This is a genomic window from Aestuariivirga sp. (assembly GCF_046093005.1).
GTDB lineage: Bacteria > Pseudomonadota > Alphaproteobacteria > Rhizobiales > Aestuariivirgaceae > Aestuariivirga.
On sequence record NZ_JBJTER010000183.1, the window covers coordinates 13,161 to 25,514 of the forward strand.

General features: G+C 60.4%; 16 protein-coding genes. 4 read left to right on the plus strand and 12 right to left on the minus strand.

What is annotated here, in order from left to right; all coding sequences use genetic code 11:
- Positions 1 to 79: 79 nt before the first annotated feature.
- From ACKOED_RS15475 to motA, 11 genes are all read right to left on the minus strand, one after another.
- Positions 80 to 1,180: a flagellar basal body P-ring protein FlgI gene (locus ACKOED_RS15475; RefSeq protein WP_408917520.1), complete on the minus strand. Its 1,101-nt coding sequence runs from the start codon at positions 1,178 to 1,180 to the stop codon at positions 80 to 82.
- Positions 1,177 to 1,638 carry a flagellar basal body P-ring formation chaperone FlgA gene (gene flgA / locus ACKOED_RS15480; protein ID WP_408917522.1) on the minus strand — a complete coding sequence of 154 codons (462 nt, stop codon included), beginning with the start codon at positions 1,636 to 1,638 and terminating at the stop codon, positions 1,177 to 1,179. Before flgA ends, ACKOED_RS15475 begins: the two co-directional genes overlap by 4 nt.
- An 18-nt stretch (positions 1,639 to 1,656) precedes the next feature.
- Positions 1,657 to 2,445, minus strand: coding sequence for a flagellar basal-body rod protein FlgG (gene flgG, locus ACKOED_RS15485; RefSeq protein WP_408917523.1), 789 nt, complete (start codon positions 2,443 to 2,445; stop codon positions 1,657 to 1,659).
- A gap of 9 nt (positions 2,446 to 2,454) precedes the next feature.
- Entirely contained in the window at positions 2,455 to 2,766 is a 312-nt protein-coding gene (locus tag ACKOED_RS15490) for a flagellar hook-basal body complex protein FliE (RefSeq protein WP_408917524.1), read from the minus strand.
- Between the two features lie 5 nt (positions 2,767 to 2,771).
- Positions 2,772 to 3,191 carry a flagellar basal body rod protein FlgC gene (gene flgC, locus ACKOED_RS15495; protein ID WP_408917525.1) on the minus strand — a complete coding sequence of 140 codons (420 nt, stop codon included), beginning with the start codon at positions 3,189 to 3,191 and terminating at the stop codon, positions 2,772 to 2,774.
- Between the two features lies 1 nt (position 3,192).
- A complete protein-coding gene (locus ACKOED_RS15500; RefSeq protein ID WP_408917526.1) occupies positions 3,193 to 3,534 on the minus strand; it encodes a flagellar basal body protein in 342 nt (113 codons plus the stop codon).
- Positions 3,535 to 3,629: 95 nt separating this feature from the next.
- Complete coding sequence (gene flhB / locus ACKOED_RS15505) at positions 3,630 to 4,718, minus strand: flagellar type III secretion system protein FlhB (RefSeq protein ID WP_408917527.1); 1,089 nt, start codon at positions 4,716 to 4,718, stop codon at positions 3,630 to 3,632.
- Between the two features lie 17 nt (positions 4,719 to 4,735).
- Positions 4,736 to 5,758, minus strand: coding sequence for a FliG C-terminal domain-containing protein (locus ACKOED_RS15510; protein WP_408917528.1), 1,023 nt, complete (start codon positions 5,756 to 5,758; stop codon positions 4,736 to 4,738).
- A 9-nt stretch (positions 5,759 to 5,767) separates the two neighbouring features.
- Positions 5,768 to 6,103: a FliM/FliN family flagellar motor switch protein gene (locus ACKOED_RS15515; RefSeq protein WP_408917529.1), complete on the minus strand. Its 336-nt coding sequence runs from the start codon at positions 6,101 to 6,103 to the stop codon at positions 5,768 to 5,770.
- Positions 6,104 to 6,165: 62 nt separating this feature from the next.
- Complete coding sequence (locus tag ACKOED_RS15520; protein ID WP_408917530.1) at positions 6,166 to 7,020, minus strand: FliM/FliN family flagellar motor switch protein; 855 nt, start codon at positions 7,018 to 7,020, stop codon at positions 6,166 to 6,168.
- A 1-nt stretch (position 7,021) separates the two neighbouring features.
- Positions 7,022 to 7,894: a flagellar motor stator protein MotA gene (motA, locus tag ACKOED_RS15525; protein ID WP_408917531.1), complete on the minus strand. Its 873-nt coding sequence runs from the start codon at positions 7,892 to 7,894 to the stop codon at positions 7,022 to 7,024.
- A 127-nt stretch (positions 7,895 to 8,021) separates the two neighbouring features.
- On the opposite strand from motA, the gene ACKOED_RS15530 reads away from it, so the two are divergent.
- Genes ACKOED_RS15530 through fliI form a run of 3 tightly spaced genes read left to right on the plus strand, consistent with a single transcriptional unit; the run spans position 8,022 to position 10,884 of the window.
- Positions 8,022 to 8,804, plus strand: coding sequence for a DUF1217 domain-containing protein (locus ACKOED_RS15530; RefSeq protein ID WP_408917532.1), 783 nt, complete (start codon positions 8,022 to 8,024; stop codon positions 8,802 to 8,804).
- A complete protein-coding gene (gene flgF / locus ACKOED_RS15535; RefSeq protein WP_408917533.1) occupies positions 8,804 to 9,532 on the plus strand; it encodes a flagellar basal-body rod protein FlgF in 729 nt (242 codons plus the stop codon). Before ACKOED_RS15530 ends, flgF begins: the two co-directional genes overlap by 1 nt.
- Positions 9,532 to 10,884, plus strand: a complete 1,353-nt coding sequence (gene fliI, locus ACKOED_RS15540) for a flagellar protein export ATPase FliI (RefSeq protein ID WP_408917534.1) — start codon at positions 9,532 to 9,534, stop codon at positions 10,882 to 10,884. Before flgF ends, fliI begins: the two co-directional genes overlap by 1 nt.
- Here the strand turns inward: fliI and ACKOED_RS15545 are convergent.
- Positions 10,870 to 11,562, minus strand: a complete 693-nt coding sequence (locus ACKOED_RS15545) for a response regulator transcription factor (RefSeq protein WP_408917535.1) — start codon at positions 11,560 to 11,562, stop codon at positions 10,870 to 10,872. The genes fliI and ACKOED_RS15545 overlap by 15 nt on opposite strands.
- A 359-nt stretch (positions 11,563 to 11,921) precedes the next feature.
- On the opposite strand from ACKOED_RS15545, the gene ACKOED_RS15550 reads away from it, so the two are divergent.
- On the plus strand, positions 11,922 to 12,335 hold the full coding sequence (locus ACKOED_RS15550; protein WP_408917536.1) for a MerR family transcriptional regulator: 414 nt from the start codon (positions 11,922 to 11,924) through the stop codon (positions 12,333 to 12,335).
- The last annotated feature ends 19 nt before the right edge of the window (positions 12,336 to 12,354 follow it).

A 12,354-nucleotide genomic window follows, 5' to 3' on the forward strand; every position in this document is an offset into this window, starting at 1 on the left:
TCGCGCGCGCCAACGCCTTGCGCCGCGCACAGCAGCAGCGCCAAGGCAGCAGGAGCTGAGATTGCGTTGCGGCAGGCGGTCATTGGATCACCAGATCGGCCTGAAGCGCGCCGGCGGTCTTGATCGCCTGCAAGATCGCGATGATGCCGCTCGGCTTCAATCCAATGCGGTTGAGGCCATGGACAAGGCGTTCGAGGCTCGGCCCTTCCAGTTTCGCAACCTTATCGCCAGCCTGCTCGATGGCAATTTCAGTCGAAGGCTGCACGGCCGTCTCGCCATCGGAAAACGGCAAAGGCTGGATCACTTCCGGCGTCTCGGTCACCCTGATCGTGATGTTGCCATGCGCGATGGCAACAGGAGAGACTCGGACTTTTGCGCCGATCACGATCGTACCGGTTTTTTCGTCGATCACGACGCGGGCGGGCGAATCCGGTTCGACATTCAGGTTTCCGACCGCCGCCATGAGCCGCGAGGCGGAAATCTTCTTCGGCCGCTTGACGGATACGGTTCTGAAATCCTCCGCCTGGGCGATCGGTGCGCCAAAAGCCTTGGCTGAGTATCTGTTAATGACATCGGCGATTTTCGCGGCGGTCGAAAAATCGGGGTTGCGGATTTTAAGCGAAAGCTCCGCTACCTGGTTGAAATCAGCGGCCAGTTCGCGTTCGATGAGCGCGCCGCCGGGAATCCGCCCGCCGGTCGGCACGCCCTCGGTCAGTTGTTCTGCCGCTCCCTGCGCGGCAAGGCCGGAAACCGAGATGGCGCCTTGGGCGACTGCATAGGCGTTTCCGTCAGCGGCAGAAAGCGGCGTCATGACCAGCGTGCCGCCGCGCAGGGAAGTGGCGTCTCCCAGCGACGAAACGCTGACGTCAATCCGCTCGCCGGCGGAGACAAATGGCGGCAGCTTGGCGGTCACTACGACGGCGGCGATGTTTCGGGCGCGCACCGCGTTCTGCGGCACGGCCACGCCAAAGCGCAGCAGCATCGACCGCGTGGACTGTTCCGTGAACGGCGAATTCCGCATGGTATCGCCGGTGCCCGCGAGCCCGATGACGAGGCCGTATCCGACGAGCTGGTTCTCACGGATTCCGTTGACGTCGCTGATATCCTTGATACGCGAAGACGCATATGCCGTCTGGCACAGGCAACACAACGCAACGGCAAACAGCAAAAGCCGGGTCATTCCGCGAGGACCGCCAACTCGCCGTTGGATTTTACTTCAACCTGTATGACCGAACCATTGGCGGTAGCCCTGACATCAATAACATCGCCGGACGCGCCGTCTTCGAGCGCGATGACCGGCGTCGAAATGGAGAAGCCGTCCTCGCGGTAGAAGGCGACGCCGGACTCGCCGCGTTTGATCGCGGCTGGCTTGGTCAGCGCCGCCAGGGAAATCGGGCGGCCGGCAATCAGCCGCCGTCTCGTTTCTTTTCCCAATATCTGCTCGCCATCCACGGCAATGCCACTCAGCGACTGCGGCGTCGTCTGAAATCTGCGCGAGGTAAGATGGTCCGCTTCAATGACCTGGCCCGGATAGATTGTCACCGTTGGAACAGGCAGGCTGCGGATTGAGCCCGTTTCGGCCAGGGCGTCGCTTGGCCCGGCGAGACAGGCCGGGACGCAGGCAAGGAAGATGGCCATCCAGATCCGGCTCATGGCTTAACGGATGCCCTTGCTGACCACGCCGGCCATGTCGTCGGCTGCCTGGATCACCTTGGAGTTCATCTCATATGCCCGCTGAGCTGATATCAACTCGGTGATGTCCCGGATCGGATCGACATTGGAGTTCTCAAGATAGCCTTGCCGGATGTTGCCGAAGGATATGGTTCCGGGAACGCCATTGACAGCGGGCCCAGAGGCCTCGGTGGCCTGAAAGAGGTTTCCTCCCAGCGCATTGAGGCCGGCCGAATTGGTGAAGGATGACAGGGTTATCTGGCCAACGGCCACGAGGTCTGCCTGGCCCTCGAGCTTCGCAAAGACCTCGCCGGTCTCCGTGATCTCGATGCCGGTCGTGCCCGCGGGCACGGTCAGCGCCGGTTCGACTGGATAGCCGTCGCTGGTGACGATCTGGCCTGCCGCATCGGTGTTAAACGCGCCGGATCTCGTGTACAGGATCTCGCCTTCAGGTCCTAAGACCTGAAACCATCCGGGGCCGTTGATCGCAAGGTCGAGCTGATTGCCGGTTTCGGCCAGCGGCCCCTGCACGTTGATAAGCCGTATGGCCGACAGCCTTGTTCCGAGACCGAGTTGAGCGCCTTCCGGCACGATGTCATCGGGCGACTGGGCGGGAATGCCCTGCATGCGCTCCACCTGGTAAAGCAGATCGGTGAACTCCGCGCGCGAGCGCTTGTAGCCAGTTGTGTTGATGTTCGCGATGTTGTTGGCGATCACCTCAACGTTAAGCTGCTGAGCCGACATGCCAGTCGCGGCGATGGAAAGAGCGCGCATGGTATACTCCTAGATCTGCATCCGGCTGATTTCGAGATAAGAACTCACGGCCTTATCGCGGACGGCAAGGGCCGCCTGGAGGGTGCGTTCGGCGGCCATGACTTTTTCGACGACGCTCTGCAGCGGCAGCGCGCCCTGCATGCCGGCAGCTGTCGCGGCCTCGCCCTCGCGCACGGCGGTTGCGGTTTCTGAGGCCAGGCGGCCCAAGGTATCGAGAAAGCTGGGGCCGCCTGGCTGCGATTCCGGGGACTGCGCGGCGAACGTCTGGGACGTCCGCATCGTCAGTTCCGGCAGGCTTGATATGCCGGGGAACGTGATCATGTTTTTCAGGAGCCTTTCAGCAGATCGACCATCATCGAGGTCATCTCGCGGGCCTGCCGGACCATCTGCAGATTCGCCTCATATGACCGGGACGCCTCGCGCATATCGGCCATTTCGATCATCATCTCCACATTCGGCCGCTTGACGTAGCCCTGGGCGTCGGCGGCGGGATGATTAGGTGCATATTCCTTCTTGAACGGCGCCTGATCCCGGATGATCTTGTCCACGGTCACGGTTCCCGCGCCCGTCACCTCGTCGAGCGACTGCGCGAAGGTGACCATTTTCCGTTGGTAGGGGGCCGCGCCGGGCGTCAATCCCGTCGAATCCATATTGGCCAGATTCTCGGAGACGATTTTCAGCCGCATCGACTGGCTTTGCAGCCCGGAAGATGCAGTCCGCATGATCGAGAGAAGGGGATCGTTCATCCTAGACCTTCACGCTCGACATGAGCATCCGGTGAAAGGACTTCACCGCCGCTGAATCCATGTTCATCATCCGGCTGCTCGAGCTCGCGGTCATCAGCTCGCTTTCGATCGAGACATTGTTGCCAGAGTGAGAAGAGGCCCAGCTGGCGCCGGACGTAATCTCGACGGGACGTGCTTCGCCCGGCGGAAGGCTCATGTGGCCTGGCGCCGTCGCTGCGAGCTGCAGAACCGGTCCTTCGAGATAAGACGAGAAAGACTGAACGCTCCTGGCGCGGTAACCGGGCGTGTCGGCATTGGCGATGTTCGACGCAGTCACCGCCTGGCGTTCGGCGAGCCACGTCATGTGGCGTGATGCAAGCTCAAAGAGATACACCGCTCTGGCTCCGTAAATGGATCGCTAATCAATAGAAATCCAAGCTTGCTCCGGCCTTGCAGGCCTCAGTTCAGGCGGGCGTGTTCCGGAAGCCGCCCGGTCTTGTTGAGGTAGTGAATGATCTCCGCCACCGCCCGGTAGAACTCAGGGGGAATCTGGGCATCGACTTCGACTTGTTCGTAAAGCCCCCGCGCCAGCGGCTTGTTTTCGACAAGGGGAACCCGATGCTGGGTGGCAATCTCGCGAATCTTCATTGCCAGGTGATCGACACCCTTGGCCACCACCATGGGAGCGCCGCCATCCTCGCGGGAGTAATGCAGCGCCACGGCGTAGTGAGTGGGATTGGTGATGACCATGCTGGCGGTCGGCAGCTTTTCAAGCATGCGCCGGGACGCCCGCTGGCGGCCAATGCTCCGGATCCTGGCCTTGATGTAAGGATCGCCTTCCGCCTCCTTCATCTCTTCCTTGATCTCATGATGGGTCATCCGCAGGTCGCGCCGCCAGCGGAACCGCGACCAGACCAGATCGATCAGGGCCAGTAACAGGGCGAATCCCAACAGCGGCATGATGACGCTGGAGGCCATGTCCAGCAATTTTTGCGGCAAGGCGCCGGGCTCCGCTGCCAGCGCCGACACGAATTGCGGCATATCCCGCTTGAAGAGATACCAGAGAATGACTGTCACACCCAGGATCTTGATGGTGGATTTCGCGAATTCCACCAGCCCGGCCTTCCCGAACAGGCGGCTCCAGCCCGAAAGCAACGAAACCCGCGACAGCTTGGGCTCGATCCTGTCACCCGCCATGGATGGAGAGTGCTGCGCGATGGATGCAATCAGAGACGCGGCTGCCAGAAGCGCCAGAACGGGCAGGAGCGGAATGGCGATTTCGGCGAGCAATGCCGTCAAGAAAGACGCTGCCGCCTCGCGATCTTCAATGCGCATTGCGCCAGCCGCGCCGAGCGCGGTCTTGAGGCTGCTCATCAGCTGAGCCGACGACCAGCTGGCGAGCAGGAGCATTGTGCCCAGCAGGCCTATCAGGGAGCCGAAGAGCGTGACATCGCGCGCCATCGAAAAGGGCAACGTCCCGATGGCGTCGGCAATGCGCTTTTCTGTAGGCTCTTCGGTTTTGCTTTCTTTATCCTGATCCTCGGCCATGCGCCGCTAGACCGTTCTCAGAGCGCCGCCGAATCGTCGGACGGCAATTCAATGTCGCCGCGCTGCGCCATGGCGAGGATTTGCGCAACGATGGCGGCGCGGGCCGCGTCGCCTTCCTTGGTTTTGATGCCTTTGTCGTTGGCCAGTTCCGCTTCCACCATACGGCGCGCCCGCGCGCCGAGCGAGGAGAGCGCCACCTCCTTGATAGCGCCATCCATGCCGCGGAGCGCCACAACGACCTGATCGGTCTGGAGTTTGTCGAATACCGCCAGCCGCGCCTCCTGCGAAAGCTTTCCGATATCCTCAAAGGAGAAGATGAGGCGTTTCAGCTTCGCTGCCTCATCCGGCTTCCAGGCGGCGACGCCGGCGATGATCTCGCCGGATTTCTCGCGGTCGATCTTGTTGAGCATCGCCGCCAGCCGGCTGCGGCTCTCGTTTTCGAGCCCAATGTCAGATTTGGCGAGGAGGTCTTGTTCGATGACCGCCTCAACGAGCGTTTCAACCACTTTTTCGACGGGCTGCACCTTTAGCAGCCGCTTCGCCACAGTGATGCGGAAATCGCCTGGAAGCATGGACAGGCAACGCGCCGCGAATTCCGAATCTAGCTTCGAGAGGATGAAGGCGATGGTCTGGGGGTGCTCGTCCAGGAGATAAGGCACGAGAGAGTTCTCCATGCCATTCTCGAATTTTCTCCACGCCGGCTCACCCGTATGCATGATCTGTGAGCCGAACATTTTCGAAAGTTCATTCGCGGAAAACGCCCGTTCGACGAGGTTTTTTACGTCATCGAAGTCGGTGCCGATGCCCAGGGCCCGCGCAAAGTGCGCCGCAAAATCGTCGACGATGACATCGAGGTCCTGCTTATCAACACGGCCGATGGAGGCGGCCGAGTTCATGATTGCCTTTACCTCAGAGGCATCGAATTTCTGCAGGAGCTGCGTGCCGAGGCGCTCGCCCAAGGCGAGAAGCAGAATCGCGACCTTCTCCTGCCCTCGTCGCGCGGGTGCTGGAAAGGGAACCTGCAACGGCGGCAACTCCACGCCAGATACTCAGTTGTCCGAATCGGTTCTGGCGACTTCCTTGATCGTCAGGCCAAGGCGTCCTTCGGGGCCTTCAAGGACGAAGAGCTCTCCGCGCGCCACTTCCCTTCCATTGACCAGCATACGCGCCGGCGCACCGAGTTTTTCGTCAAGGGTGAGCGTCGCCCCTGGCGCCAGCTGTGTGACCTGGGACAATGGCAGGCGCGCCGTGCCGATCACCACCTGCACGGAGACAGGAATTCGGAGCAAGGCGCTGGGCAGCCCGGCCGTGCCTCTCGCTTCATTCTCAGAGGCCCCGCCATCGGGAGAGACGTCGGGCAGTTGATCGCCGAATTGCGCAGTCATGATATCATCTTGGCCCACACTTGCCTCACTCATTTAGGCAGTCGCAGCTTGCCGGAAGGTTGTCATGACATGACTGTCGAAATCGCCACGGCCAGACGGTCGCCGTTGCGGGCCAGCCGTCCCTGAAAGGCCGCCACCCCGCCGCTCCACACAGTGACGGAGGCGGAAACAGTTGACGAGAGTTCGATGAGCCGCCCGGGCCTGAGGCCGGAGATATCTTCAAGCGAAAGGATTTCGGTTCCCAACGTCACGGTGAGCCCGATATCGGATTTGTTGACCTCTGTCTGGAGCTGTTGCTGCTGAACGGCATCGATCTCTTCGGAAAGCCGCGCCTCAGCGGACTTCAACTGCTTTTCCAACTCGCTTGCTGGAAATGTCAGCCTGATTTCACCGCTGTAGCCGAAGATATTGATCAGGTAGCGGAATTGAATCAGCTCGCCTGATGCGGCGGTGATCCCAGGCTGCTCCTCCGCGTCAAAGAGGCCGACATCCATGCAGAGATGGGAGGAAACGGCGGCGGCGATTTCCTTGGCGAGAGTGGTTTCGAGATGCGCGATCAGCCCCTTCTCGATCTTTGACAGCGGCCGGTCATTCATGTTGAACGCGGGTTCGGCCCCGGTGCCGCCCATGGCCGCCTCAATGACCGCCGAAACCGCCGCCCGGTCAAGAAACAGATTGAGGGTAAGGGACCCGAATTCGGATTCGAGCCGCACATGCTTGCCCCCGCCCTCAGCCGGAAGCTGGGCGCCGCCGTCGATGGCCTCGAGCGAGCTCTGCCATGGCACATTGCGGAACTTTTCAAGCGCTTTGCGGCAGGAAGCATCAAGCAGTTTCGCGAGCTTTGCGGCGCCGGAGGAATTCGAAAGCGCCGTCCGTTCACGTGTCTTGAAATGTGAAGCTTCAAGGGGTTTAGACATGTCAGGCGGCCTTGGATTCGCCGCCGCTGTTCATGGTCTCCTGTTCGACCTCGGAGATGCTGGGCCGCTCATAGGCGGAGATAGTCTTGCGGCCATGTTCGAGCGCCACTTGCGGCATGGCGCCATTCATGAAGGCGAGCAGGGTCTGCTTGATGATGACATAGAGCCGGACCTTCTTCTCACGGACCGTTTTCACCTTGGTGGCCAGGGGTCCAAACACGCCGTATGAAAACAGAATTCCGGCAAAGGTGCCGACCAGCGCTGCTCCGATCAGGTGCCCCAGAACTTCCGGCGGCTCGTTGAGCGACCCCATCGCCTTGATCACGCCCAGCACGGCCGCCACGATGCCAAGCGCCGGCAGGGCGTCGGCGACGGCCGAGAGCGCCAGATAGACCTTGAGCTTGTCGCGCTGGATCGTCTGGATCTCTTCATCCATCAGCGCTTCGATCTCGTGGGTGCGGGCGTTGCCAATGATGATCAGCCGGCAGAAATCACAGATGAAGTTGGTCAGGTCCTTATCGCCGAGGATTTTCGGAAAGGCCTTGAAGATTTCCGACTCCGCGGGGTTGTCGACATGCACTTCCATTTCAGTTCGGGTCTTGGTGCGCAATTCGCGCATCAGCGCGTAGAGGATCGCCAGCGTGTCGAGATAGTCGCGGGGTTTCGGCGCGGCTTCCTTGATAGCTTCCATGATCCCCTTGAAGGTATCCTTCACCACCTTCATGGGATTGGCGACGAAGAACGTTCCGATCGCCGAACCGAGGATGATCACATATTCGAAGGGCTGCCAAAGAACGCCGATATGGCCGCCCATCGCCGCGAAGCCGCCTAACAGGCTGCCGAACACGATGACCATGCCGATAACAAAGGTCATTTTGAAACGCTCCCCGGCGGTAATTCTGAAAAGCTGATAGAGAGAACGGCTTGCGCGGGCCTGTCGCGGGGGATTCAGGCCCGGGCAAGGGAGAGGCCGCAGAGTAGCATGCGCAAGGAGCCAAGAAATGCTCGGCACAGTCGCCAAATATCAGCAGATCGTCAGGAACATCGACAGGAGTATCGGGACGATCTCACAGCGTCCCGAAATCAAGCGCGAAGCCGACTATTATATGGCTAACATCCGCAACGTGAAGTCGGTTGACGATTTCATGAAGAACGACAGGCTGTTCAACTTTGCCATGACGGCTTTTGGCCTGAAGGACATGATCTATGGCAAGGCCTTCATGAGAAAGGTGCTGATGGAGGGCGTTGACGGCAACAAGAGCTTTGCACTCCAGCTTGCCGATCCACGATTCCGCGAATTCGCCGAAAATTTTAACTTCGCCCGCTACGGCGGAACCGCAACGGCTTTTGAGCGGACGCAGAAGGGAACCGTTGACCGCTACATGCGCGTCCAGCTGGAGGCCGACGCCGGCAAGGCCGACGAGGGCTTGCGGCTGGCGCTCTACTTTCAGCGCAAGGCTTCATCGGTGGCGAGCACTTATGGCCTGATGGCGGATGCCGCGCTCTACAAGGTGGTGCAGACGGCGCTTGGGCTTCCAGCCGCCTATTCCAACGCCGATGTCGATACCCAAGCCGCTTTTCTGCGGGCCAAAATAAATGTGGAGGATTTCAAGGATCCCGTGAAGCTCGACAACTTTATCACCCGTTTCACCGCGAAGTGGCAGGCGGCAAATGGAACCGCCACGGCCAACGTGCCGCAGGTGGGGTTGAGCCAGTCGCTGCTCACCACATTCGATAACTCGCTGCTGCTCAGCATGCAGCTGCTGAGAGGCCCGGGGCGCTGATGGATACGACATCGCCGGTAGGAGTGTCCGGCCAGATCGCGCTGATCCGGCGGCTGGAGACCATCGCCAACAACGTCGCCAACGCGGGGACGGTCGGTTACCGCGGTGAGGCGGTGACGTTTTCCACCATTGTTTCCGATACCAAACCCTTTCGCACCAGCTTTGCGTTTGGCGGCGGCCCCCATGTGAATTCGGCGAGTGGCGGTTTTGCAAGAACCGGCAACCCGCTCGACGTCGCGGTGAAGGGAAACGCCTATCTGGCGATATCCACGCCGCAGGGCGCCGCCTATACCCGTGACGGCCGTATGCAGCTGCTGCCGACCGGAGAGCTGGTGTCGCTTGCCGGCCACCCGATCCTCGATCCAAGCGGATCGCCGCTGACACTCGATCCACGCGGCGGACCGCCGGAGATCGGCAGCAATGGCGCCATCAGCCAGGATGGCCGCAACGTCGGCGCAATCGGGCTGTTCGAGCTGGATTTCAGCAAAGGCTACAATCGTTTTGAAAACGCGTCTTTCCTGCCGGTGGCTGCGCCAGCGCCGGTGGAGGACTTCACAGCCAACGCCATTGTCCAGGGATTCACCGAGCAATCGAACGTAAATCCAGTGACGGAAATCACCAGGCTCATTTCTGTGCAACGGGCCTTTGAGGCCATGAGCAGCAGCCTCGAACAGCGCGATCAGGCGATTCGCGAGACCATCCAGGCCCTCGGCCCGCGCGGCTCGTAATGCACGCCATCCCCCAGACAGAGCGCTTCCCGTTGCAGGCGCTGGCACGCTGCATACGCGAAACAGCGCAGAACCTGCCCTTTGCGCGCCCGGTGGGCGAAATCCGCGCCATCGGTCAATCGGCGGTGGAGATTGGCGGCCTTTCACGCTGGCTTCACCTGGGCTCGCGGGTGGAGATCGCCACCAAGCGCGGCCCCGAACTGGCCGAGGTCATCCGGCTCGATCGGGATTACGCCTTGTGCAGGCCTTATGATGCGCGGGCCAGCATCTCGTTGACGGACAACGTCTATCCGCGCGGCGAGCTGGCCTTCTATCCTCATGAGAGCTGGCGCGGCCGAATTATCGATGCGCTGGCAAGGCCCGTGGATGGCGGCGGAACGCTCCGCCATGGCGAGCGCCCAGCGGGCCTGGCAGCCACGCCGCCGCCCGCCATGGCGCGGCAGATTGTTTCCAGGGGCGTGGCGACTGGCGTCCGTGTCATCGATACGTTTACGCCGATTTGCCTTGGTCAGAGAATCGGCATTTTCGCGGGCTCTGGCGTCGGAAAGTCAACACTTCTGTCGATGATCGCTCATTCCGCATCTTTCGACTGCCTGATTGTTTCGCTGGTCGGCGAACGGGGACGCGAAGTGCGGGAGTTCGTCGAGCACACGCTGGGCTCGGCGGCGCACAATGCGATCACCATTCTGGCAACCGGCGACGAGAGCGCCATGATGCGCCGCCTGGCGCCGCAGCTGGCGACATCGCTGGCGGAATATTTCCGCGATCTCGGCCAGAATGTGCTGCTGGTGATGGATTCCGTGACGCGTTATGCGCATGCCTGCCGCGAAGTTGCGCTTTCGGCGGGCGAGCCGCCGGTGGCTCGCGGCTATCCGCCTTCGGTGTTCACCGATCTTCCGCAGCTGCTTGAGCGCGCTGGCCCCGGCGCCGCGAATCAGGGCTCCATAACCGGGATCTATACGGTGCTGGTGGACGGCGACGACCATAACGATCCGGTCGCGGATACAGTGCGCGGCACCATTGACGGGCATATTGTGCTGGACCGCTCCATTGCCGAACAGGGCCGCTATCCGGCCGTCAATGTTCTGGCGTCGCTGTCGCGCCTGGCGCCGCGGGTTTGGACCGCCGATCAGGCCAAGGCGGTGCGGGAGTTGAAGCGGCTCGTGGCGCGCTTCGAGGATACACGGGACTTGCGGGCGTTAGGCGGCTATGTGCCGGGCGCTGACCCTGAACTTGACCGGGCGGTGGACCTGGTGCCGAAGCTCTATCGAATTCTGGGCCAGCAGGCGGCGGACCCGCCAGCGGCGGATCCGTTCCGGGATATTGCAGCCGCCTTGTCAGGCGGCCTGTGAGGTGATCGCGCGCGAAATGATCTGATAGCCAAGATAGCGCTTGGTATCGATGGGATCGTAACCGAGAACGTTACGGAGTTTCTTGCGAAGCTTGCTGATATGGCTTTCGACCACGCTCTCTTCGACTTCCTCATCAAACAACCCATAGACAGCATTGAAAATCTGGTCACGGCTGACACGGCGGTTCCGGTTGGCGACGAGATACTCGAGAATCCGGCGTTCGCGGCGGGGAAGCGCCAGGGTGATGCCGCCCACCTCCGGGTCGCGGCCATCGTTGAACACCCGGAGATCGCCCAGGTCGGTTCCCTTGCTGACGGGCGCTGCACGGCGGCGGATGGCGCCAATCCGGGCAATGATTTCACGGGCATGAACGGGTTTGCGAATCACATCGTCGGCGCCGGCGGCAAACAGCTTGAGGGTCGATTCGAGGCCCGTCGAATCGTTAAGGGCAATGGCCGGGGCCTCGGTCTTGGTCTTGATGGCACGGGTGATGGTTTCGCGGTGGTCGAAGTCGCCCAGAATGAAGGCTTCGACAGCGGCAAGGTCCGGACCGCTGGTGGAGTGGAACCAATTGTCAAAGTCGGCCGGCGTGAAGGTTGCCGCCGAGACGCCCTCACGGCCGAAACTCGCTCGATACGCGTCGGTCACATCCATACGATTGTCGATGAGAATAATCATGATGGCAGTCTTCTTTCCATGTTTGAGGACCCGGCAAGCGGGAATTCATGTGTTAACGCCCCCTAGTTGAAGAAAGAATCATTAAGAACTTCTTAAAAGCCATTAAATTTCAATGATTTACATTTGGTATAATTGTGAATTGCTTGTTGAGTTGTTTCCTTAACATTTAAAGTATGCGAAAAAATTTATATTATACTTGGTATAGATCGTGCGAGCTAAGAAAGTAGACCTTAATGCTGGTCTTGGTCATACAGCCTTATGGTGTATTTTCCTCAATTATACACCCTTGACGCGATCAATTAAAAGATGTTAAACGGCCAAATCAGGAAGAAATTGCAACCCTCATGGAATGTTTGATCATGGACACACAGCTTGAGAACACTGCGACGACTCAGTCTGAAGCCACTATCTCGCCTCAGGATGGATTCCTTTTCATCGGCGAATTGGCGAAGCTTACCGGCACCGATCCGAAAACGATTAGATTCTATGAGCGCGCCGAACTGATTTCGCCGCCGCGCCATGGCCGCTTCCGCACCTATCTCGCGAGCGATGTCCGGCGTCTCAAGAACGTTCTCACCCTCCGCCGCCTCGGCGTGCCGATTGCTCAAATCAGAGACATTCTTGAGGTTTTGGGCCCGGATGAAGATGTGCTGGCCAGCGAGAAGGCGATCAACCTGCTGCGTCAGCATCTCGATCTGCTGAAGAACCGGCACAGCGAAATCACCCAGCAGATCGAAAAGACCAGCTCGGCCCTTCACAGCCTGGTGGCTTGACGGCAAACGCCAGCGCCGC